The following is a 22076-nucleotide window of genomic DNA, read 5'->3' as shown; positions in this document are numbered from 1 at the left end:
CCTCCAGCTTTCGCAATCCAGTCAGGAGTGACTCATGTCTCCGTCTCCCGATGATCAGGGCATGCGCTTGCAGCGCAGTAGCCGTGACACCGCCGCCCTGATTCCCCGCCTCACCGCATGGCTGGCCACGCAACTGCCCGACGACGCGAATCCGGAGCTCGCGCTGGGGTCCGGCATCGACAGCAATGGCATGTCCGCGGAGACGCTCACCCTCACCCTGCGCTGGCAGGACGCCGGAGCAGAGCAGGTCGATGACCTGATCGCCCGGGTCGTGCCCGCCCCCGGCGACTTCCCGGTCTACGAGCACTACAACCTGCGCGAGCAGTTCGACGTGATGCGCATCGTGGCCCAGGCGAGCGACGTGCGCGTCCCTCTGGTGCGCTTCCTCGAACCGACCGGCGAGGTGCTGGGCACACCGTTTCTCCTGATGGATCGGGTCGATGGCCTGGTGCCGCCCGATGTCATGCCCTACACCTTCGGCGACAACTGGCTCTTCGACGCAGACCCGGAGCAGCAGCGCAGCGTGCAGGAGAGCACCGTCGAAGCGCTCGCGAAGATCCACGCTATCCCGGACGCGGCAACCACTTTCGCGTTCCTCGACCCCGCGCACCCCGGTGACAGCCTGCTCGAGCGGAACCTGAATCGCGCCCGGGCGTGGTACGAGTTCGCGGCGCGCGACATCGGGCCGTCACCGTTGGTGGAGCGAATCCTGAAGTGGCTCACCGACAATATCCCGGAGCCGTCGACGTACGAGACCGTGCTGTCCTGGGGTGACGCGCGACTCGGCAACCTGATGTACCGGGACTTCGCTCCGGTCGCGGTGCTCGACTGGGAAATGGCCACGATCGGCCCCCGCGAACTCGACGTCGCCTGGATCACGTTCGGGCACCGTGTCTTTCACGCCATCGCCGAGAACTTCGGTTTCCCCGGCATGCCGGACTTCATGCGCGTGGAAGACGTCCGGGCGAGCTACGCCCGGCACGCGGGCGTCGAACTCGCCGACCTCACCTGGTACACGATGTTCGCCGCCCTCAACTACGCCGTCGTCTTCCTGCGCGCCGGTGGCCGTCAGATCCATTTCGGTGAGATGGAGCGCCCCGAGGACATCGAGGTGCTGCTCCACCACCGGGCGATCGTCGAAGAACTGCTCACCGAACTCGGCGCCTGAACCCCGGCGTCCGCCTGTTTCGAAACCTATTAGGGAAGTACAACTCTCGTGACCGATCAACTGAACGAACTGTCCTACTACTGCATCACCCGGCATCCCGCCGACGCCCGCGTCCTGCTGCCCGAGGCCCGCGACGCCGAGCGCATCGGCCTCGGCTCGTGCATGATCGGCGAGCGCATGACGGTGAAGGACTCCGCCGTCCTGTCCGGCGGTCTCGCCGGATGCACCACCGACCTCGGAATCGCCGCCGCGGCAACCAATCACCACACCCGCCATCCCATGGTGACCGCGACCATCGGCTCGACCATGCAGGCGATGACCGAGGGCCGATTCGCCATGGCCTTCGGGCGCGGGATGGCGGCGAACTGGAAGGCGATCGGGCTGCCCGCCGTCACCGAGGCACAGCTTCGGGATTTCGTCGGCATTCTGCGCCGCCTGTGGGACGGCGAGACGATCGTGAATCACGATGGGCCCGCGGGCAAATGGCCTGTGCTGTACCACCAGAACGGCCTCGACGAAGCGCCCCCGATCGGCTTCGTCGCGGTGGGCCCGAAGACCATGGAACTCGCCGGTGAGATCGGTGATTTCGTCGTCCTGCACACCTTCTTCTCCGACGAGGCCACCGCGAACTCCGTCGCTGCCGTGCGGCGTGGCGCGGAGCGGGCGGGCAAGGACCCCGACAGTGTCCGCATCTGGTCCTGCCTGGCGACCGCGAGCGACGCGCTCACTCCCGAGGACCAGCTGCGGCGGCGGACCGGTCGCCTGGTGACCTACTTGCAGGCGTACGCCGACATCCTGATCAGCGCCAATGGCTGGGATCCGCAGGTGTGGGAGCGTATTCGCGGCACGCAGCTGTACCAGGACGCCGCGGCGGCGGGCCCCATCGACGCGTCCGCCTCGGTCGAGGTGCTGGAGCAGCTGGACGCGCTCGTTCCGGACGAATGGCTCGCCTCCGCCGCCTACGGCACGCCCGAGCAGTGCGTGCGGAAGATCTCCCGCGAATACGACCTCGGTTGCCACTCGGTGATCATGCACGGGGCCAGCCCGCACGAGCTGGAATCGGTGGTGGACGCCTACCGGGCCAACCGGCCCACGCTGCGCCGGGCCGTGGCCGCCAACCCGGGAAAGTTCGCCTGAGACAGGGTTTCCCGTCGTGCGTCGAGCCGATGGTCAGCCATCGGCTCGAGGTGCGGCGACCGGGGCGGCGCAGCTGGCGGGTGGATCGATCAGGCGGCAGTCGGCGACTGGACGCCGGGGCAGGTAGTCGGCGGGGACTCCGTCGTGCGTGATGATGGCGCGGTAGGTGCCGACGGCGTCCGTGGGGATTCGGGTCAGGGTCGGATCAGTGCGCACGTTCACCGTGTAGAGACCGAATCTCGGTGTGTAGGAACTCCATTCGTAGTTGTCGGTCAGGCTCCAGTAGTTGTAGCCGATGAGGTTCATGCCATCGGATCTCGCACGCTGGAGCCAGTAGACGGTGTCGCGCAGGTGATCCGAGCGGGTGTAGCCGTCCGCGCGGGGTCGTGCGTTCTCGGTGGGCATGCCGTTCTCCACGATCCACAGCGGCTTACCGGGGAAGCGCTGTGAATAGTGCCGCAGCGCAAAGTAGATGCCCTCGGGACGGACGGGGAGATCCCACATGCCCGAGGGCGCGTTCGCGGCGGTGGGATCCGGCGGTTCGTAGCCGAAGTAGTAGTCGATGCCGATGAAGTCGAGCCGGTCGCCGATCCGGTCCATCAAGGGGCCGTTGACCTGCGACTCCGCCCCGGCGACATAGCCGACATTGCTGGTCACGAGCGCGTTCGGCTGGATCTGGTGGATGTAGTCGTAGATGGCGTTGTGCGCCTGCGCCACACTGTCGAGCATCTGATCGGCGTCGGTTCGGTTCTGGCGGACCTCGTGCATGATGTACGCGACCGGCTCGTTGATGGTCACCCAGACCGGATTGCGGGCGGCGTAACGGTCGACCACCTTGCGCATGTTGGTGAGCCAGTCCGAGACCATGCCGGGATCGCGCCAGCCGCCGCGGTCGGCCGCCCAGCCGGGATACACCCAATGGTCCAGCGTCAGCATCGGCCGCATACCGGCGGCGACGATGGCGCCGATCACATCGTCGTAGTAGGCGAAGGCCGACGAATCCCACACCCCCGGTTGGGGTTCCAGCCGAGTCCATTCGATCCCGATACGGAAGACCTCGACGCCGAGGCTCTTGGCCAGGGCGATATCGGACCGGTAGCGGGTGCGGAAATCGACGGAACCGCCGAGGCGATCCCAGCCCGGATCGGCGTCGATATAGCGCGTCCAATTGCTGTCGGGTGACTGACCCTCGGATTGGAACCCGGACGTCGCCACTCCCCAGAGGAAATCGTCCCCCAGCACCCCGGCGCGTTCCTCCGACGCGGTACCGGACACGCCGGGGACCAGGAGTAGTGCGGCGGCCGTGACGAGGGCGGACGCGACGAGACAACGAAATCGAGTGCGCATGAGCACTTCCCCGGGACCAGTACTCGAAACGAGTGAATGCGGCTACTTACTCCTGGATAGCTGCGAATTGTTTCGAGCGAGCAGCGGGTCGATAGTGGTTTGGCACAATCCATTAGAGTCAGCGCATGTCGAGATCGAAGGCGGGGCGGGCGGTGCGCAAGCGGGTGCCGCGGCGGTCGCTGGGTGAGTGGAAAGCCGCGGTGGATCGGCCGGATCCGGTGGCGGTGCTGGAGCGGCAGGCCGCCACGCGGCTGCCCGAACTGATGGGGATCCGGTACGAGCGGATGGCGGCCGGACGGCTCCCGTTCTACCGGGGCGCGCCCGCCATCATGGCCGGGGATCTGGCGAGCGGCGCGAACACCGGCCTGCATGTGCAGTTGTGCGGTGACGCGCACCTGTCCAACTTCGGGCTGTTCGCCTCGCCGGAACGGTCACTCGTGTTCGACGTCAACGACTTCGACGAGACGCTGCCCGGCCCCTTCGAATGGGATGTGAAGCGGCTCGCGGCCAGCGTGGCGGTGGCGGCACGGGCCAATGGCAGCGACGACGAAGAGGCCGGCGAGGCCGCGGTCTCGGCGGCGCGGGCCTATCGCGAGGCCATGAACCGGCTGGCCGAGCTCGGCGAGACCGACGTCTGGTACGAGATGGTCGACGCCGACAAGGTCGCCGCCCTGATGCGGCCGAAACATCGCAAGCTGACCGCCAAGGTGATCAGCCGCGCGCGGACGCGCACCAGCCTGCACGCGCTGGACAAGCTCACCGAACTCGGCCCCGACGGCGCACCGCGCATCAAGGCCGACCCGCCGCTGCTGCTGCCCGTGCCGAAAAAGGCACAGAAGCAGCTGCTTTCGGTGCTGACGGACTACCGGGACACGCTGCCCGAGGAGCGCCGCATCCTGCTGGACCGCTACGAGCTTCGCGACATCGCCATGAAGGTCGTGGGCGTCGGCAGCGTCGGCACCCGCTGCTACATCGCGCTGTTGACCGGCCGCAACACCGGCGACCCGCTGTTCCTCCAGGTGAAGCAGGCCGAGCCCTCGGTGCTGTCAGCACACCTGAGCCACAGCCAGTTCCTCCATCAGGGCCACCGCGTCGTGCACGGACAGCGGCTCTCCCAATCGGCCGGCGACATCTTCCTCGGCTGGGCCACCGGCCCCGACGGACGCTTCTACTACTGGCGGCAGTTGCGAGACATGAAGGGCTCCTTGAGCATCGACGACATGTCCCCCGCCCAGTTGCGCGAGTACGCCGCCCTGTGCGGCCACACCCTGGCCCGCGGGCACGCCCGGTCCGGCGACCGGACGGCCATCGCGGCCTACCTGGGCGGCAAGGACACCTTCGATCGGGCCATGGGTGCGTTCGCGCTGGCCTATGCCGACCAGACCGACGCCGACCACGAATCCCTGCTCGCGGCAATCGAATCCGGCCGGATCACAGCTGGGAATTGACCGCCAGCACCAGCTTGCCCGTCGAGGAGCGGCCCGCCATCAGACGGTGCGCGTCGGCCGCCTCGGCGAGCGGGAATTCCGCGGTGATCGGCAATCGCACCTTGCCCGAGGTGGCCAGGTCGAAGGCGTGAGAGGAGATCTCGCGCAACACGTCCGGGGCGGAGGCGCTCAGGCCGAGGATGGAGAATCCGGCAACCGAACGGCCCTGGGGGAACAATTCGGGCGCACCGACCTGCCACGGGGCCTCGCCACCGGCATTGCCGAAGGAAACCAGGCGACCGAACCGGTCCAGAGACTCCAAGGTACGGCGGAAGGTGTCACCGCCGATCGACTCCAACGCCAGGTCCACCCCACGGCCACCGGTGGCGGCACGGACGTCAGCATCGAACGATTCAGCCAAAAAGGCGTCGTCATAGCCATATTCGCGTGCGTAATCGGCTTTGGCCCGACTGGAGACCACGCCGTACACCCCACCCGCGCCGGCGAGTTTGGCGATCTGGGCGGCCACGGTGCCGACGCCGCCGGCGGCGGCCTGCACCAGGACCGTCTCCCCCGGTTGCAGGCGGCCTACCGTATGCAGCAGGGCGTAGGCGGTCGGCAACACCGTGGGAAGCGTTGCGGCGGTGCGCAGATCCACGCCATCGGGCACGGGGAAGACCGTCGCCGCCGAGACGACTACGACCTCGGCATACGCGCCACCGTCCGAGATCGCGGCCACCGCCTGCCCCACACTGAGCCCCTCGACGCCCGCACCGACCGCCCGCACCCGCCCGGACAGCTCCAACCCCGGCACATAGGGCAGCGCCGGAACCCGGTATCCGACCGAACGAGCTTGCAGGTCAGCGAAATTCACGCCGACATAGGCGACCTCGATGGACACCTCCCCCGCACCGGGCTCCGGCACGCCGAGCTCTACCGACCGCAATACCTCGGGCCCGCCGTACTCGTCGAATCGAATCGCGCGCATACCGCCACACTCCCTCTCCGCCTGTTCCCAGACGGATAGCCACATCGTCCGAACCCGGACGCACGAATGCAGCATCCACGACGAGCCGGCTATTCCGCCGGCACCGTTGGTGTTCCACCTCGGCCACCCGGTCGGCATCGGCGCCGGCGATCCGCAGCTGCCGCTGGCCACGGCGTTCCGCGGTGCCGGTCGAGACCGGGCTCAGCTCGGGCGGTTGGCGTTGCGGGCGGTGCCGCGGTGGGCGACAACGGTGGTGGGGTCCTCGGGCCAGGCGTGCTTCGGGTAACGGCCGCGCAGGTCGGCGCGGACCTGGAGCCAGCCGGCGCGCCAGAAGGACGGCAGGTCGGCGGTGACCGCCACCGGGCGTCGGGCCGGGGAGAGTAGGTGCAGGACAGGCGATACGCGGCCGTCGGCGAGGCGGGGCGTCTCCGTCCAGCCGAAGATCTCCTGGACCTTGACGGCGAGGACCGGTGGGTCGGTGGAGTAGTCGAGGCGGACGTTGCTGCCGGAGGGGACCTCCAGGCGCTCGGGGGCGAGTTCGTCGAGCCGGGCGGCCTCGGGCCAGGGCAGCAGGCGGCGCAGGGCTTGACCGGCATCCACACGCTCCAGGTCGGCGCGGCGGCGGGCCGTGGAAAGTTCAGGCGCTAGCCAGGTTTCGGCGTCGGCGAGCAACGTGCCGTCGTCGACGGCGGGCCACGGCGCGCCCAGCGTGCGGTGCAGGAAGTCCAGGCGCTGCCGCAGGGTCCGGGCATCATCGGTCCAGCGCAACAGGTCGAGGCCGGTGGCGCGCAACCCCCGCAGCAGCGCCGCCGAGACCAATTCCGGATTCGGATCGCGCAGGGGCTGCTCCGACAACATGATCGCGCCCAACCGGCGCACCCGGCGAGCCACCAGATCACCATCGACCCAGTCGACTTCGTCCACGGTGGTGACCAGATTGGCGGCTGCTTGGCGGGCAAGCTGCTCATCTGCCTTGGCCGCCAACCGGATTCGCCCCTCGGATTGCCCGGGATCTCGCCCCGCCACCGCGATCGCCAGCCATTCGGCATCGCCCAGTCCGCTCCCGGGCGGCAGGGTCACCGCGGTCCCGCCCGCCATCAGATAACTGGCCGAGCCGGAAGCGCGACGACGAGCGAGCCGCTCCGGATAAGCCAGTGCCGCAACAAGAGCCGGATCATCGCCCCCTGAACGGGGTGTGGATCCCCGACCATTGTCGATGTCGTCGCCGACGAGGCGCGCCAGACGTTGCGCCTCCTTCTGCCAGCGGGCCGGGCGATCGCCGCGCAGGGTGCGCAGGGCGGCGACCAGATCCACGCCGGGGGCCAGTGAGTCGTCGTCGAGGAGGGCCACGACCTCGGCGGCCGCGCGGGCTCCGACCTCGGTCGCGCCGTCGAGCAGGGCTCTGGCCAATCGGGGGTGGAGGCCGACCGCTGCCATGCGGCGGCCTCGATCCGTCACCGCGCCATGGTCGTCCACAGCGTCGAGGGCGCGCAGGACCGCGCGACCCGCGGCGAGGCCGCCTGTCGGGGGTGCGTCCCACCAGGCCAGGCCCTGGCCGTCGACGGTGCCCCAGCAGGCCAGTTCCAGCGCCAGTCGGGTCAGGTCGGCGGTGCGGATCTCCGGCTCGGGGTAGGCGGGGAGCGTGGCGTGCTCGTATTCGGGCCAGCAGCGCCAGGCGTGGCCGGGGCCCTCTCGGCCCGCGCGGCCCGCGCGTTGTTCGGCGACGGCGGCCGAGACACGGACGGTGGCAAGGCCCGACAGGCCGCGGCGGTGGTCGATCCGGGGGACGCGGGCCAGTCCGGAGTCGACCACGGTGCGGACGCCGGGGACGGTGAGGCTGGACTCGGCCACCGCGGTGGAGAGGACGACTCGACGGCGGGCGCCCGGGCGCAGGGCGGAATCCTGTGCGGCGGCGGGCAGTCTGCCGTGCAGCGGGACGACGTCGACGTCGGGCAGGTCGGAGAGCAGGGCGGCGGTGCGGCGGATCTCGCCCGCGCCGGGGAGGAAGACCAGGACGTCGCCGGGGCTGTCGGTGAGGGCCCGGCGGGTCGTGCGGGCCACCTGCTGCTCGATGCGTTCGCGGGGCAGCGGTGGCACGTAATCGAATTCGACCGGGTAGGTGCGACCGTGCACCTCCAGCACGGGGGCCGACGGTTCCGACTCGCCGCCCAGCAGGGTCGAAAGGCGATCCGCCGCAACGGTCGCGGAGGTGGCCAGCACCCGCAGGTCGGGGCGGAGTCCGGCGCGGGCGTCGAGGAGCAGGGCCAGCAGCAGGTCCGCGTCCAGGTGTCGCTCGTGGCATTCGTCGAGGACGACCACGTCGACTCCATCGAGTTCGGGGTCGTTCTGCAAGCGCCGCACCAGCAGTCCCGAGGTCACCACCTCGATGCGGGTGCGGGATCCGACCTTGCGGTCGCCACGCACCGAGTATCCGGCGGTCTCCCCGACCCGCTCCCCCAGCAACGCGGCCATGCGCGCGGCGGCGGCGCGCGCGGCCAGTCGCCGCGGCTCCGCCACCACCACGCGGCCGGCCGTAGCGGCGGCCAGGGCCAGCGGGACCAGCGTCGTCTTACCGGTGCCCGGTGGGGCGACCAGGACGGCGGTGCCGTGCTCGGCCAGCGTGTCGGTGATCTCGCCGAGCGCGGCGCGCACGGGGAGGTCGGGGAGATCGGGCAGTTTCATTACCGTTCAGTCTGCCGCGTGCGCCGGATCGCGCCGCGACCACCTCACACGCGACGGATCTCGCGACCGGTTCACGGTGGTACACCCTGCGACAAGATCGGTCTAAGGTGGTCGGGTCGATCGCGAACGAGGAGCCGCCTACCCCATGGGAATTCGATCCCGCCGTCGCTCGAGCCATGCCGAAATCCCTGCGGCGCTGTCGCTGTCGGCCGTGGTCACGCTGGGTGCGATGCTGCTGCCCGCGACCCCCGCCGCCGCCGCGCCGCACCCGTGGGCGCCCGCGCCCGTGAACAGCTGTGGAGAAACGGGATTCGACCCGGTCAATCGGCAGGCCGACCCGAGCGGATCGACCTCGCAGCCGCCGCTGACCATCAAGGTGCCCATCCCGGTGCCGCAGATCGTGACGGTCAGCCAGTACGCGCCGAAGCCGGACGCCAACCGGGTGGATGTCGCGCTGCCCGAGGACCCGTGCGCCAGCCCGTGCCCGGACGTCCGCGACACCGTGGCCCCGACCCCGGCCCCGCCGGGCGGCGGTAGCGCGTCGCTGCCGCAGATCGAGGTCGCCCCCGATCCCGAACCCATCCCGATCGTGGTGCCGGGCGGTGAACCGCCCGAGCCGCAGCCCGCGCCCACCCCGGCCGTCCAGCCGTCGGTGCCCGCGCCCGCGGCCGCCGCGGTGGCCGCGCCGCAGGTGGATTCGGTGGAGCTGGTCAATCAGGTGACCGGGCGCGGGTCGGTCAACCGCACCGACACCCGCTGGTCGGTCGACGGCACCGACCTCGGGCTGATGTGGGAGACCAAGCCCGGCCAGGTCGCGGTCGTGTTCGGCGACACCTTCGGCAAGGGCTGGAAGCCCGGCGGCGCGGGCACCGACACGCAGGACTGGCGCAGCAATGTGATCGCCTACAGCAGCACCCGTGATCTGTCGCAGGGCCTGGTCCTCGACGACTTCGTGCAGAACACCCGCTGCCACGCCACCGAGATCCTGGACAGCCGCAAGGTCAAGAACTACGAGACCACGACCATCCCCACCTCCGGCTTCGCCGTCGGCGATCGCCAGTACCTGACCTACATGTCGGTCAATCGCTGGTCCAAGATCCCCGGCATGTGGTGGACCAACCTCGGCGGCATCGCCTGGTCCGATGACCACGGCCGCACCTGGACCAAATCCCAATGGGCACGCTGGGACAACCTGTTCGGCGTCGGGCGCTTCCAGGTCGCGACGATGGTGCCGCACGACGACTTCGTCTACATGTTCGGCACGCCCAATGGCCGGCTGGGCACCATCGGGCTCGCCCGGGTGCCCGCGGATCAGGTGCTCAACAAGTCCGCGTACCAGTACTGGGTCAAGGACGCCTGGATTCCCGCCGACGGCGCCAACGAAATGCTCGCCACGCCCCTGATCACCGGCACGGCCAGTGAGCTGTCGGTCCACTTCGACGCCGAGTCGAACCGCTGGCGGATGGTGTACCTGGACACCGTGCGCGGGCAGATCGTGCTGCGCACCGCCGCCGACCCCCAAGGCACGTGGACCGAACCGGTCGCACTGATCAATACCGAGGACTACCCGACCGCCTACGGCGGGTTCATCCACCCCTGGTCCACTGCCCAGGACCTGTATTTCACGATCTCCGCGTGGAACAGCTACAACGTCTACCTCATGCACGCGAAACTGAAGTAGCGCAGCTGTTTTGTGTCCGGCCCATCCCGTGCGGGCCCGGACCGATCGAATCCATGCGCGATCACGCCGTGGTGCGGACGGTCGATCACGCCGGTCGGGGAACCTTCGACGCCGTCGGGCACCATGGGTGGTCGTGGAGAGGTGTGTGACGTGAGATCCATGCGGGTGACTCGGCAGGAGTGGGTGCGGCTCGGAGCGATGGCCGGTGTCATCGTGGCGCTGCACATCGTGGGATGGGTGACGCTGGTGGCGTTCGTCGCGCCGCAGCAGCTGAGCGTCGGAGACCGGACGCTCGGGATCGGGGTCGGGCTGACCGCGTACACGCTGGGGTTGCGGCACGCGTTCGACGCCGACCACATCGCGGCCATCGACAACACCACGCGCAAGCTCATGGGCGAGGGGAAGCGGCCGCTGTCAGTGGGATTCTTCTTCTCGCTGGGGCATTCGTCGGTGGTGTTCGGGCTGGCGCTGCTGCTGTCGCTCGGGGTCAAGGCGATCGCGGGGCCGGTGGAGGACGACTCCTCGGCGCTGCACCGCTACACCGGGCTGATCGGCACCACGGTGTCGGGGACCTTCCTCTACATCATCGCGCTGCTGAACATCGTTGTGCTGGTCGGCATTCTGCGGGTGTTCCGGCGGATGCGGAGCGGGGACTTCGACGAGGCCGAGCTGGAAGCCCAGCTGGCGCAACGTGGTCTGGTGAATCGGCTGCTCGGGCCGATCATGAAATCGGTGACCAAGCCGTGGCAGATGTACCCGATCGGGCTGCTGTTCGGCCTCGGATTCGACACCGCCACCGAGGTCGCGCTGCTGGTGCTGGCCGGGACCAGCGCGGCGGCGGGACTGCCCTGGTACGCCATTCTGTGCCTGCCGGTGCTGTTCGCGGCCGCCATGAGCCTGCTCGATACCATCGACGGGACGTTCATGAACTTCGCCTACGGGTGGGCGTTCGCGAATCCGGTGCGCAAGATCTACTACAACCTGACCATCACGTCGCTGTCGATCGCGGTCGCGCTCATCATCGGCACGATCGAACTGCTCGGTCTGCTGGCCGAGGAGTTCGGCTGGACCGGCGGACCGTGGGACACGATCAGCGGGCTCGACCTGAACCTCATCGGATTCCTGATCGTCGGACTGTTCGTCGTCACCTGGGCCGCTGCCCTGCTCACCTGGCGGTACGGCCGGATCGAGGAGAAGTGGGCGGCCGGATTGCCGCCTCGGACAGACACTCTCGACTGATCCTCGGCCGGCATCCGGCGACCCCTACGAAACCGCCTGGGATCCCAGGAAATCCAGCAGCAGCTCGGTGTCGTCGCCGTAGTCGACGTGGGCCTTGGAGGCGTAGAAGTTGGCCAGGTCGACGCCCTGACGTGTCATTTCCATCAGGTTGTTGACGCTGTCCGGATCGCCGAGGCTGATCAAGGTGCGCGCGGCGGCGCGGAGGTCACTGCGGATGGCGGAGGTGAACGGGCCGAGCACCGAGCCCGCCAGATCGAGGCCGGCGGGGGTGAGGGTCACCAGTTCGGCCGCGGCGGCCAGCGCGTTGTCGTGGGCGAGGGCATCGGCCGCGCGCCACAGGCTGTCCTCGACGCGGCCCAGATTCGTGGCGATGCCCACGATGTCGATCTGGGTCAGTGCGTCGGCCAGAACACTGGTCGCGGCGGTCCAACCGGTCGGGTCGACACCACCCGCCGCCCGGATCACCGCGGCGACCAGCGGCAGGTCCACCCCGGCCGCGGCCTGGACGAGTGGGCCCAGGGCGGTATTGAGGTCTTTCGCGATCTGATGCGCGGCCGGGATGTTGCCCGCCTCGATCAGATCCTGCAGCCCGGTGAGTTTGGCGAGGATGGCGGGGATGTTCGCCGCGGTCGCCGACCAGCCCGCGCCCACCTTGATCGCCTGCGCGAAGACCGGGCCCGGATCGATGCCGGGCGGGATCACGGCCGCGATGGCGTCGGGGTTACCGGACACCACCTGGCCGAGCGCCGAAAGGAACGGGGACCCCGCGGCATTGAGCGAGCAGTACAGGTCGCCGTCGGCGCACATGGTGCGCACGCGGTCGGTCAGCGCCCCGAAATCCTGGGTCCGGATGCCGGCAATGCCATGGCCCGGCTGCGGAGTCCCCAGCGGGAGAGCGGTTCTCGGGTCGCGGTGCGGGTCCGCCACCAGGCCGACGCCCACCACCCGGTCGGCGGCGATCGGGCCCTCGCCATTGCCGATCTCGGTCGCGAAATCGCCGACGCCGTCCGCGCCCTGGCTGTACCCGGCGAGCATGACGCGAGTCTTCGCGCACAGACCGCTCACCATCTCGCGCAATCTCGCTTCGAGGGTGCCCAGCGACTGCGCGTAGGTCAGGCCCTGGTCGAAAGCGCTTGCGGCATACGGGGCGTAGAGGACGGTGATGTCGGATCCGAACTGCCGTTGCAGGCCGTCGCCGATCGGCCGGAGCAGGCCGACGGGAACGGTCGGATCGGCGTCGGGATGGGTCTCCCAGGTGCCCGGTGCGAGAATCGCGGTGTAGCGGGTGCACGGCTCCGCGGCAGGCGTTTCCGCCCGCGCCATGCCGATACCCGGGGTCCCGACCGTGACGGCCGCGGTAACCAAGATCACCGCGCACGAGGTCGCCAGCCTGCTCATCGTTCCGATTCCTCTGCCGCCGAAGGGGTCCCGTTCCCGAGCTGCGAAGGACAGATCCGCAGCACAGTCATAGCTAATTCTCGCCGCTCGGCGGCGATTTCGCAGGGTTTTCAGACACATCGGTGTTTCAGTTGGTTGGCAATTTCCGCCATGCCCAATAGCTATCAATCACGCGGGCTGATCCGGCCATGCGCGAATCGCCGTTGATCGAATCACCAGATCACCCGAAACTGAGTCGAACCCGAATCTCGCAGGAAGTGAAACGACATGCAGCACAGCACATTACTGGCCGACGAAGTCCTCGATCCGCCGCACGCGCCCCCGACCTTCGGGGTCATCTCCCTGATCGCTGCCACGGTGACGACCGGGCTCCTGGCGGGCGTGTTCTACGCCTACGCCTGCTCGGTCATGATCGGCCTGGGCAAGTTCGACGACAAGACGTACGTCGAGGTGATGAACAAGATCAACGTGGTGATCGTGAACCCGGTGTTCATGCTCAGCTTCCTCGGCTCGCTGGGCTTCTCGGTGCTGGCCGGGGTGTTCTACCTGCGTTCGGACCTGCGCCCGGTACTGATCTGGATCGCCGTCGCCGCCGCGCTCAACCTGCTGAGCCTCATCATCACCTCGGGCTTCAACGTGCCCTTGAACAACAACCTGGCCACAGCCACCGACGCCGCCCCCGGCCTCGCCGATTTCGCCACCCTGCGCAAGGACTTCGAAACCCCGTGGCTGACATGGAACATCGTCCGCGCCCTGGCCAATACCGGCGCCCTCGCCACCCTCGCCTGGGCACTGGTCCAGCACGGTCGCCTGACCAGGTGATCTCGCTCCCACCAGGCGATTAGCACCTTCATTGGGATCTCATCGGTGAGCGGCGCGACCGTTGGGCCACTCCGCTCACACCCGAGAAATCCCATAAACCTCCGCTCCGCAGCCGCCGCCCTGGCCATCACCGCCGGCACCACCGCCCTCGCCCCGCCCGTCACCGCCCAGGCCGCCCCCTACACCAGCGCCTCTTGACCATCGGTGAAAAGTGAGGCACTCTACTGAACATGTTCACTGAACGTGTTCACTCTCGTGCCGAGGCGCGCGACGCGACGCGGCGAAAAGTGCTCGCAGCGGCTGAAAAGCTTTTCCGAACACAGGGTTTCGCTTCGACGACCATCCGGCAGATCGCCACTGACGCCGAGGTCAGCACAGGATCGGTGATGGCCGTCGGAGACAAGGACGCACTGCTGGTCGCGGTCTTCGACGACTGGATCGCGGCCGTGCACCGCACTCGCGGCGAACGCGGAGACCTGCCGGAAACCCCGCGCGACGCCATCATGGCGTTGTTCGAGCCGTTCATCGGCTACTTCGCGCAGGACCCGATGCTCTCACGCGAATACAGTTCGATCATCGTGCGCGGCACTCACGAGTCGGCGATCTTCGCCGACCTCGCACTCGCGCTGGTCTCCGAAATCGAGAACGTACTCAGCGCGGCCGGGCTGAACAACGCGGAGGCGGCGCGACGCGCGCGGGTCGTGTACTTCGCCTACCTGGGCATCGTGATGACCACGGGAAACCAGGCGGCCAGCGGCGGATCACCGCTCGAGCAGTTGTACGAGGTCATCGACTTCGCATTGCAACAAGCCAGTGAGGGCAAGCGCTGACCGCGCGACCAGCGTGCGGTAGTTCGGCATCGGGGAGGCAAGTATGAAAATCGTTGTGGCAGGAGCCGGATACGCGGGAACGATCGCGGCGAATCGGCTGGCGAAAAGGGTGCGCGATGCGCAGATCACCGTGGTCAATCCTCGCGCGGAGTTCGTCGAACGGGTGCGGCTGCACGAGCAGATCTCAGGAACCGGCTCGGCCGCAACGCCATTGAGGGCAATGCTCCGCGACGGGATCGGGATCCGCGTCGATTCGGTGGAGAAGATCGGCGACGGTGTCCTCACCCTGCGCGACACTCCGGAGCTCGCGTTCGACTACGCGCTACTGGCCGTCGGCAGTACCGTCGTCCCGCCGAGCGGCACCGTTGCCGTGGGTACCTGGGAAGGCGCACAGCAGGCTCGAAAACTGTTGAACGAGTTGGCCGAAGACAGCACGGTCACCGTGGTCGGAGGCGGTCTGACCGGCATCGAGACCGCGAGCGAGATCGCCGATGCCCACCCCGGTCTACGGGTACGCCTCGTGGGCGCGACCATCGGCGCGAGTCTGTCCCCAGCCGCGCGGCGACGCGTGCTCACCGATCTCGAGGGCTTGGGCGTCGAGATCGTTCTGGGCTCGTTCGCCGAGGTGCGCGTGGGCAAGGCAGGCGGCGCCGTCGTACTCGAGACAGGAGACGTGCTCGGTTCGGACCTCACGCTGTGGGCGATCGTGTCGGGTGTACCCGATCTGGCGGCCCGCAGCGGTTTGCAGGTCACTTCCGATGGCCGTGCGGTGGTCGACGAGTTCCTGCGCAGCGTCAGCGACCCGAAAATCTTCGTGATCGGCGACTGCGCAGCCGTCCCGAACGCTCGATTCGCCTGTGCCACAGCCACTCCACAAGGAGCACACGCGGCCTCGACCTTGGCGCGACTGATCGCAGGCCGCGACCCGAAGCCCTTCTCCATGGGTTACACCGGCCAAGCACTGAGCCTCGGCCGCCGCAACGGCCTCGTGCAAGCATCCCGACGCGACGACACGCCACGCCGGTTCCATATCGCCGGGCGACTGGCCGCGATCAGCAAGGAATCGATCAACCGCTACGCGAAATATGGTTCTCGCACAGCCAATTACGCGTGGCTGCCGGGCACTGGCACGTCGCATCCGCCGCGGTGAGGCCGGCGTCGATCGACCCCGAACCAGGTCAGCTCTGACTTCGGCCACCCAGAACCCCGCGGAACAGGGCCTGCCGGAGCGCGAGCTCGCGCGGATCGCTCCACAGGTGAAATCCGTACCTGTTGGTCACACCTCGACTACTCCAGCCGCAGGTAGGGGCCGTAGGGGACCAGTGCCATCGACTTGGTCGTCACGGCCTTCTGCAACTTGATCGGATGCTCGGAAGGGCGGTACTGAACGAACTGCACCGGCCGGTGGTCGCGGACGAACACATAGAAGCCATCGGAGGCCTGATCGGACATCGGCGAGCTCGGTGGCGGATCAATGTCTTCATCGCAGTCCCCCAGTGAAGGTGATGGTCCTCGACAATACGAAAGCGGCCCGGAACCAATGGTTCCGGGCCGCTTCGTTAGTAGCGGGGACAGGATTTGAACCTGCGACCTCTGGGTTATGAGCCCAGCGAGCTACCGAGCTGCTCCACCCCGCGTCGGGTAGTGATAACCGTACACAGGGGACCTTCGATTACCCTAATTCGCTGATCAGGGGGTGTTTTCAGGAATCACCGGGGCCGCAGGCCGTGCCGTCCTTGTTGCGGTCGAGGTTGTGGCGGTCGCGTTTGCCGACCAAGGGGAGAGAGGTGAGGCCGTGGTCGCGGAGCCAGGCGCAGCGGTCGTGGGTTCGGGGTGGAAAGTTCCAGGGGACGCATTGGCCGGGCGTGCCGTAGGCGTGGTCGCAGCCGTCGACGGACTCGGCCACGGGGGCCTTGTCGGTGGGCGGGGCCGGGCGCTGGGCGGGGGCTGCCGGGTGCTGGGCGAATTCGTTCACGTGAGGTGCGGGGACCTGGGGTTGGGCGGGGGCGGGTTCGGCTACCGACGTGGGCAGGGCGGCGTCGCCGCCGACGCACACGAGAGCGGCGAAGAGAACGGCGGCAAGGGTTTTGGCGTACTTCACGGAAGTCCTCTCATCCCACGTGCACCCATTGGGCCACCGACGGCACGCCGGCGGCGTTCGCGACGAAGAGCATGTACCAGCCGGGCGGGGCCAGATTCGGGTTGGTGGTGAGGTTGACCTTGGTGCCGGTGGCGTCGACGGTCAGCGGCAGGTCGAGGTAGCGCTGGTTGGGGTCGGAGGAGTGGGTGACCGCGGCGGGGCGGATCAGGGACGCCTTGGCGATCTGGCCGTTGACGGTGATCTGCTGGGAGCTGCCGTAGGCCCAGTTCGTGTTGGCCACCGCCGTGATCTCCGGGCGGGCGCCCTGGAACAGATACGGGGGCGAGTAGATCGAGATGCGTTTGTCGAAGGTGCCGTTTCCAGGATTGTCGCCTACCGCCATCACGCGGCCGTCGGGCAGCAGGAACGCCGACGAGTGGTAGGTGCGCGGCACCGGGTCGGTGGCCATGCCCGGGGTGAAGGAGTTGGCGGCCGGGTCGAACATGGACGCCTCGTAGACCGGGTCGGCCCGATTGTGCAGTCCGCCACCGGTTTCGAACACCTTGCCGTCGGGCAGGAGCACGGCGGAGACGTACATCTTCGGGGTCGGAAGGCCCGGGCCCGCTTGGTAGCTCGGGGTGGCGGCCTTGAGATCGACGATGTCGGTGAGCGCATTGGCGTCGACATTGGTGACGATATTGCCGCCGCCGAAGGTGGCCACCCGCTGGTCCTGCGCGGGCGGGAGCAGCACGCTCATGGACTGATCACGCTCGTCCTTGTCGCGCAGTCCGGGGATATCGGTGACGGTGCCGGCCGCGTAGTCGTAGATCGAAGCGCCCGTGCCGGACAGCCCGTTTCCGAAGACATGACTGCCGGTGTAGAACAGGCGACCGTCCTGCAACAACACCATCGACGGATACAGGCCCCAGAACCGCCAGGTCTGCGGGATCTCCCCCATGCCCAGCCAGCGCTGTTGCGCGTAGGAGAAGTACTCGGTCGAGACGGTCCCGCTGGAGTCCTCGCCGAGCCCGCCCAGCGAGAGCACATCGCCGTTACCCATCACCGTGGCCGACGGGTACCAGTGCCCGGCGTTCATGTCGTTGAGCCGGTGGTAGCTGTTGTCGGCGGGATCGAACACGTAGGCGTCCTTCAACCCCTCGTAGCCGTGACTGCCGTCCGCGGCCGGGTAGTCCTTGTTGCCTCCCATGACCAGCAGCCGCCCGTCGGGCAGCATCACGTGCCCGGCGCAGAACGCGTCGAACGGTGTTGTCACGTCGGCGAATTGGCCGGTGGCGGGGTCGTAGACGGCGGTTTTGAAGGTGCCCGCGGCGAAGGCGGTGGGGTCGTTGCCCGATCCGGCGATGAGCAGCACCTTGCCGCCGGGCAGGACGGCCGCGTGAATACCGCGCACGGTCGCCTCGAACGCGAGCACCTCCCACGATCCCTTGGTGCAGGCCGCGCCCGCGGTACAGGCCGGCGGCGGTGTCGCGGGCGTGGCATCGGACATACCGTAGTCATCGGTGACCAGCGTCCCGACACCGTAAATCGTTACGCCCCAGGTGATTCGGTCGGTATTGGCGGGCACGGCCGGAGTGCGGACGCCGGCATTGGCGTACGCGGCGGTCACCGGCAGGGCGGACAGGTCGGTCCAGTACTGCCATCCGGCCGTCACGTCGTGCCGGAACATCGTGACGACCGTATTGGGCGTAGTCGTCTTGTACCAGACCGACAGGTCGTACTGATGGCCCACGGTGACCTGCGGCGCGCACTGCGCGTTCTCCAACACCAGCGTCTTGCGGTCGCCGCTCGCGATGCGAGTGATGGTGATGGACACCGCTTTCGAGCCACTGTGCGCCTGATCGGTGACGGCGAAGGTGGAATCGTTGTCACCCCAGCCGGATTTCTCCCAGCAGTCCGGAAACCCGTCCGCCCCGAGGGTTTCCATTCCGGCGTTGAGCATGAGGTTCTCGGCCTGCGCCGACGGCGCGGAGGCGACGACGGTCACCAGCAGCGCCACCGCCAGCACCCAGCGCACGACACTGCCCCGGTGGATCGGTCTCATCGGCGGTCCTTGTCTACCTGGCGAATCTCGATACGGCCGGCGTCACGGCCGAACGTCGCGGCGATATGGGAATGGTCGAGCACGTCGGCCGTATTCGGCAGGGTGGTGAGATTGCCGCGCAGGGTGGGCGTGGACACGATCCAATCCACGTCCCGCCAGCCGTTCGGCAGCCGCACCCCGGGGTCGAGGTCGAGTTTGTAGAACCAGATCGCGCCCAGACCGGGGGTGAACCCGAGGCGCACCATGTCCAGCCACAGCACGTCGTCGACGACGATCACCTGACTGCCCGGATTCGGGACGTGCTCGCGCACCCAGACCAGAGAGGCGGCGTACTCGTCGTTGACATGCGAGGTGGTGGCCCGGTGCAGGCCGTCGTGCCAGCGCGGCAGCACCACCGACAGACCCACCGCGACGCACACCGCCGCGACAGCCCACCGCAGCCACCAGGTCGGCGACGGCACGGCCGCCGCGCGCAAAACATCACGCGGGCCGCGTCCGCCCCGTGTCGCCCACCGCCGGGTGAAGTCGGATACGGCCCCGGCCAGCAGTACGCGCGCTCCCGCGTCGACCAGTCCGGCCAGCGCGAGCGCGAAGAACGGCAGCGCCTGGATCACATACATCGCGGGCAGATACCCGCCGGGCCGCAGGGCCATGGCCACCAGCAGCACGCCCGCCAGCGCTAGAGCCCGCAGGCGCCGCACCGCCAGCGCGGCCACCACCGCGAGCACCCCGGCCACCGGCAGCACCCGGTCGTAGAACAACCAGGAGCGCACCACTTCCCCGGAGGCGCTGCCCGCCTGCCACATCGCGCCCGAGCCGGTCCGCTGATGCAGCTGGAACAGCACGCCGTCGACCAGCGACACGTGCCCGGCGCCGGGCAGCAGTTCCACCTTGAGCAAGGCGTACAGCGGATACAGGCAACCGGTCAGCACGATTCCGGTCAGCAACCCGGCCGCCGAGAACTTGCGGGTGGTCGGATGCGCGGCCTGCCATAACGCGAAACCCAACGCCGGCAACACCACCAGCATCGTCTCCTTGGACAGGATCGCCACGGCCGCGCAGATCCCGGCCCCGACGTGATGCCACAGGTGCCGACGCGGCGACAACACCAGCGCGAACGCCGCCAGCATCCACGCGACCGCGACATTGTCCAGGTAGATCTGACGATGCAGCGTCACCGACAGCGGCGACAGCGCGAACAGCAGCACGGCCAGCGCCGCGGTCCAGGTGGCGAACTTCATCCGCCGGGCGACCACGAACAGCAGTGCCGCGTTGATCAGCGCGACGATGACCATCACCACCCGGCCGGTCGCGACCGCGAGCTGATCGGGCGCGGCCATTTCCGGCAGCCAGGACAGCAGCGCGACCTGGATCCAGCCGCCCGGCGGATGGTCATACCAGTAGGTGTAGTGCGTCAGACCCACCCCGGAGCGCACCGCCCAGGCTTGCGCGAGATAGGTGCCCTCGTCATCGCTGAGGCTCGGATAGTTGGTGAGGTTCCAGCCGTCCACCACGCCGACGACCAGCAGCAGGCCCGCGAGCACCCAGTTGTCGAACGGAATCCGCTGGTGCGCACGAGGTTTCGGAGCGTCCGCCGCGGCGGGCGCGGGATCGGGAACCAGGGTGAGAGTCATGCCGTGGCCCGCACTTTCGACGACGCCGGCTCGAGATGCGCGCCGACGTGCTGGGTCAGTTCCCAATCATTGCGGCCGGTGTACTCCCGCCAGACCGCGCGGGTCGCCGCCGCGGTCAGCATCGCCATGTAGAACGGCGTCCCGGCCACCAGTTTCGCGTAGTGCGACCACTTGATGCCGAGCCCGTACTGTTTGCCGAAGTCCTGGAGTCCCACGATCTCGAACGCCACGGTCGCCAGGGCCGGGACGATCGGCAGGAAGGTCAGCAACGCGACCCCGACCGGCGCGCGCACCGACAGCGCGATCACCAGCCCGATCACGGTGGCCACGCCCGAGAACGCTTGCAGGAACGGGCTTGCCAGGGTATAGCGGGCCAGTGCGCGCTGGCTCGCGGTGGGCAGTCGCCGCCAGTCACGCTTGCGGTAGACCTGCATGAAGCCCTGATTCCAGCGGGTGCGCTGCTTGAACAGCGCGTACAGCGAGCCGGGTGTCTCCTCCCGGGTCACCAGCGTCGAGTCGTAGGCGACGACGACCTTCGCGCCGCGCGTCGACAGCCGGGCCCCCAGGTCGCAATCCTCGGCCAGGCAGTTCTCATCCCACCCGCCGACTTCCCGCAACCGGTCGGTACGGACGAAAACGGTATTGCCGCCCAAGGGAATGAAGCCGTGCCGCGCCTGCAGGTGCAGGCGGCTGCGGAACCAGAAGAAGTACTCCAGGCAGTTGCGCAGCGCGTACCAGTTGGAATGGAAGTTGATCAGTTGCACGCCGCCCTGCACCACGTCGGCCGCGGTGGAGCGGAAGGCGTGGTCGACGTGGGCGAGCAGGGCGGGATGCACCTGGTCCTCGGCGTCGAAGACCCCGACGACGTCACCCCGGCAGTACGCCAGGCCGGTGTTGAGAGCCTTCGGTTTGTTCTTCACGTCGTGGCTGTCCACGACCACGGTGACCCGGTTGCTCGCGGCTTCGACCTGCCGCGCCACCGCTGTGGTCGCGGGATCGTCGTGGCCGACGACGACGACGATTTCGTAGGCGTCATAGGAGGATTCGAGTAGGCGCTCGAGGGTGAAGGCCAGCACCGCGTCTTCGTGCCGGGCGGGCACCAAGAGCGAAAAGGACAGACCGGTTTCACCGTCAGGAGCGCGAAATCTGGTGGCCGCCAACGTCTCCGGTGTACGCCACGCATGTAGCATCCACCAGAGCGTTGCGGTCGCGTTGGCGAACAGAGCGAATGAGAGCAGCGCGAGCGCTGAATCGAGCAGCACTAGATTCTCCCCAGAAGAAATGCCGACCAGTTGGGGCCTCGATGCCACCCTGATGACCCCGACTGTGTAGCGGAGCGCCACCGCGCGTCGTTACACCCCGATCGAAGACACTCCGAAAAGAGTGTATTGCTCGAAAACGTTTGTCGCAGCACATGTTCCAGCGAATAGAACTGGGCCGTCGGTATATGAACGCGGCACCCCCGACAGCCTGTCGCGGACCGCGAATTTCATGATCGGTCGAATCACAGCGCGCCGGGCCGATGACCGGAGGGCCCGCGCCAGATGCGAGAACGGCCCGGAACCAGAAGGTTCCGGGCCG

General features: G+C 68.2%; 17 protein-coding genes, 1 tRNA gene and 1 pseudogene. 9 read left to right on the top strand and 10 right to left on the bottom strand.

The window, feature by feature from the left end:
- The first annotated feature begins 34 nt into the window (after positions 1–34).
- Both ACFRAQ_RS05270 and ACFRAQ_RS05265 read left to right on the top strand, forming a co-directional pair.
- Positions 35–1168: a phosphotransferase family protein gene (locus ACFRAQ_RS05270; protein WP_379094368.1), complete on the top strand. Its 1134-nt coding sequence runs from the start codon at positions 35–37 to the stop codon at positions 1166–1168.
- A gap of 48 nt (positions 1169–1216) precedes the next feature.
- The gene (locus ACFRAQ_RS05265; RefSeq protein ID WP_379094366.1) at positions 1217–2305 is read left to right on the top strand and encodes a TIGR03857 family LLM class F420-dependent oxidoreductase; all 1089 of its coding nucleotides are present in this window, start codon (positions 1217–1219) and stop codon (positions 2303–2305) included.
- A 33-nt stretch (positions 2306–2338) separates the two neighbouring features.
- Here ACFRAQ_RS05265 and ACFRAQ_RS05260 read toward each other — a convergent pair whose 3' ends face one another.
- A complete protein-coding gene (locus tag ACFRAQ_RS05260; protein WP_379094364.1) occupies positions 2339–3652 on the bottom strand; it encodes a family 1 glycosylhydrolase in 1314 nt (437 codons plus the stop codon).
- Positions 3653–3777: 125 nt separating this feature from the next.
- On the opposite strand from ACFRAQ_RS05260, the gene ACFRAQ_RS05255 reads away from it, so the two are divergent.
- Positions 3778–5100, top strand: a complete 1323-nt coding sequence (locus ACFRAQ_RS05255) for a DUF2252 domain-containing protein (RefSeq protein WP_379094362.1) — start codon at positions 3778–3780, stop codon at positions 5098–5100.
- Here the strand turns inward: ACFRAQ_RS05255 and ACFRAQ_RS05250 are convergent.
- Positions 5084–6067, bottom strand: coding sequence for a zinc-binding alcohol dehydrogenase family protein (locus ACFRAQ_RS05250; protein ID WP_379094360.1), 984 nt, complete (start codon positions 6065–6067; stop codon positions 5084–5086). The two genes, ACFRAQ_RS05255 and ACFRAQ_RS05250, sit on opposite strands and share 17 nt — an antisense overlap.
- Positions 6068–6268: 201 nt before the next feature.
- A complete protein-coding gene (gene hrpB, locus ACFRAQ_RS05245; protein WP_379094358.1) occupies positions 6269–8749 on the bottom strand; it encodes an ATP-dependent helicase HrpB in 2481 nt (826 codons plus the stop codon).
- A 145-nt stretch (positions 8750–8894) separates the two neighbouring features.
- On the opposite strand from hrpB, the gene ACFRAQ_RS05240 reads away from it, so the two are divergent.
- A complete protein-coding gene (locus tag ACFRAQ_RS05240; protein WP_379094356.1) occupies positions 8895–10430 on the top strand; it encodes a DUF4185 domain-containing protein in 1536 nt (511 codons plus the stop codon).
- A gap of 159 nt (positions 10431–10589) precedes the next feature.
- Complete coding sequence (locus ACFRAQ_RS05235; protein ID WP_379095841.1) at positions 10590–11669, top strand: HoxN/HupN/NixA family nickel/cobalt transporter; 1080 nt, start codon at positions 10590–10592, stop codon at positions 11667–11669.
- Between the two features lie 24 nt (positions 11670–11693).
- Here the strand turns inward: ACFRAQ_RS05235 and ACFRAQ_RS05230 are convergent, their stop codons facing one another.
- Positions 11694–13067: a cutinase family protein gene (locus ACFRAQ_RS05230; protein ID WP_379094354.1), complete on the bottom strand. Its 1374-nt coding sequence runs from the start codon at positions 13065–13067 to the stop codon at positions 11694–11696.
- A 267-nt stretch (positions 13068–13334) separates the two neighbouring features.
- Here ACFRAQ_RS05230 and ACFRAQ_RS05225 point away from each other — a divergent pair, with 267 nt between their 5' ends.
- The 4 genes and pseudogenes from ACFRAQ_RS05225 to ACFRAQ_RS05210 all read left to right on the top strand — a co-directional run bounded on the left by ACFRAQ_RS05225 (position 13335) and on the right by ACFRAQ_RS05210 (position 15869).
- Positions 13335–13889: a DUF1772 domain-containing protein gene (locus ACFRAQ_RS05225; RefSeq protein ID WP_379094352.1), complete on the top strand. Its 555-nt coding sequence runs from the start codon at positions 13335–13337 to the stop codon at positions 13887–13889.
- 230 nt (positions 13890–14119) lie between these two features.
- Positions 14120–14266 (top strand): annotated as a pseudogene (locus ACFRAQ_RS05220) (TetR family transcriptional regulator); the annotation flags it as partial.
- Between the two features lie 9 nt (positions 14267–14275).
- Positions 14276–14719, top strand: a complete 444-nt coding sequence (locus tag ACFRAQ_RS05215; RefSeq protein ID WP_379095914.1) for a TetR/AcrR family transcriptional regulator — start codon at positions 14276–14278, stop codon at positions 14717–14719.
- 43 nt (positions 14720–14762) lie between these two features.
- On the top strand, positions 14763–15869 hold the full coding sequence (locus ACFRAQ_RS05210; RefSeq protein WP_379094350.1) for an NAD(P)/FAD-dependent oxidoreductase: 1107 nt from the start codon (positions 14763–14765) through the stop codon (positions 15867–15869).
- Between the two features lie 137 nt (positions 15870–16006).
- On the opposite strand, the gene ACFRAQ_RS05205 is transcribed toward ACFRAQ_RS05210, so the two are convergent.
- The 6 genes from ACFRAQ_RS05205 to ACFRAQ_RS05180 all read right to left on the bottom strand — a co-directional run bounded on the left by ACFRAQ_RS05205 (position 16007) and on the right by ACFRAQ_RS05180 (position 21757).
- The gene (locus ACFRAQ_RS05205) at positions 16007–16171 is read right to left on the bottom strand and encodes a hypothetical protein (RefSeq protein WP_379094348.1); all 165 of its coding nucleotides are present in this window, start codon (positions 16169–16171) and stop codon (positions 16007–16009) included.
- Positions 16172–16282: 111 nt separating this feature from the next.
- A tRNA-Met gene (locus tag ACFRAQ_RS05200) sits at positions 16283–16356 on the bottom strand.
- 65 nt (positions 16357–16421) lie between these two features.
- Positions 16422–16820: a hypothetical protein gene (locus tag ACFRAQ_RS05195; RefSeq protein ID WP_379094346.1), complete on the bottom strand. Its 399-nt coding sequence runs from the start codon at positions 16818–16820 to the stop codon at positions 16422–16424.
- A 10-nt stretch (positions 16821–16830) separates the two neighbouring features.
- Positions 16831–18861, bottom strand: coding sequence for a galactose oxidase-like domain-containing protein (locus tag ACFRAQ_RS05190; protein WP_379094344.1), 2031 nt, complete (start codon positions 18859–18861; stop codon positions 16831–16833).
- Entirely contained in the window at positions 18858–20495 is a 1638-nt protein-coding gene (locus ACFRAQ_RS05185; protein ID WP_379094342.1) for an ArnT family glycosyltransferase, read from the bottom strand. The genes ACFRAQ_RS05190 and ACFRAQ_RS05185 overlap by 4 nt, the downstream gene beginning before the upstream one ends.
- Positions 20492–21757 (bottom strand): glycosyltransferase, encoded by a 1266-nt coding sequence (locus ACFRAQ_RS05180; protein WP_379094340.1) that lies wholly within the window; start codon positions 21755–21757, stop codon positions 20492–20494. The genes ACFRAQ_RS05185 and ACFRAQ_RS05180 overlap by 4 nt, the downstream gene beginning before the upstream one ends.
- Positions 21758–22076 lie beyond the last annotated feature (319 nt).

The sequence above is a fragment of the Nocardia sp. NPDC056611 genome, assembly GCF_042792755.1.
Taxonomy (GTDB): Bacteria; Actinomycetota; Actinomycetes; order Mycobacteriales; family Mycobacteriaceae; genus Nocardia.
The sequence above is the reverse complement of the archived record's forward strand: the minus strand, read 5'-3'. Positions and strand labels throughout refer to the sequence as shown.

Bases quoted from the DNA above. Each gene is read 5' to 3' on its own strand.
- ACFRAQ_RS05210 (WP_379094350.1), top strand. From the start codon at position 14,763: ATGAAAATCGTTGTGGCAGGAGCCGGATACGCGGGAACGATCGCGGCG.
- ACFRAQ_RS05255 (WP_379094362.1), top strand. From the start codon at position 3,778: ATGTCGAGATCGAAGGCGGGGCGGGCGGTGCGCAAGCGGGTGCCGCGG.
- ACFRAQ_RS05235 (WP_379095841.1), top strand. From the start codon at position 10,590: ATGCGGGTGACTCGGCAGGAGTGGGTGCGGCTCGGAGCGATGGCCGGT.
- ACFRAQ_RS05205 (WP_379094348.1), bottom strand. From the start codon at position 16,171: ATGTCCGATCAGGCCTCCGATGGCTTCTATGTGTTCGTCCGCGACCAC.
- ACFRAQ_RS05190 (WP_379094344.1), bottom strand. From the start codon at position 18,861: ATGAGACCGATCCACCGGGGCAGTGTCGTGCGCTGGGTGCTGGCGGTG.
- ACFRAQ_RS05185 (WP_379094342.1), bottom strand. From the start codon at position 20,495: ATGACTCTCACCCTGGTTCCCGATCCCGCGCCCGCCGCGGCGGACGCT.
- ACFRAQ_RS05270 (WP_379094368.1), top strand. From the start codon at position 35: ATGTCTCCGTCTCCCGATGATCAGGGCATGCGCTTGCAGCGCAGTAGC.
- ACFRAQ_RS05240 (WP_379094356.1), top strand. From the start codon at position 8,895: ATGGGAATTCGATCCCGCCGTCGCTCGAGCCATGCCGAAATCCCTGCG.
- ACFRAQ_RS05225 (WP_379094352.1), top strand. From the start codon at position 13,335: ATGCAGCACAGCACATTACTGGCCGACGAAGTCCTCGATCCGCCGCAC.
- hrpB (WP_379094358.1), bottom strand. From the start codon at position 8,749: ATGAAACTGCCCGATCTCCCCGACCTCCCCGTGCGCGCCGCGCTCGGC.
- ACFRAQ_RS05260 (WP_379094364.1), bottom strand. From the start codon at position 3,652: ATGCGCACTCGATTTCGTTGTCTCGTCGCGTCCGCCCTCGTCACGGCC.
- ACFRAQ_RS05250 (WP_379094360.1), bottom strand. From the start codon at position 6,067: ATGCGCGCGATTCGATTCGACGAGTACGGCGGGCCCGAGGTATTGCGG.
- ACFRAQ_RS05230 (WP_379094354.1), bottom strand. From the start codon at position 13,067: ATGAGCAGGCTGGCGACCTCGTGCGCGGTGATCTTGGTTACCGCGGCC.
- ACFRAQ_RS05215 (WP_379095914.1), top strand. From the start codon at position 14,276: ATGGCCGTCGGAGACAAGGACGCACTGCTGGTCGCGGTCTTCGACGAC.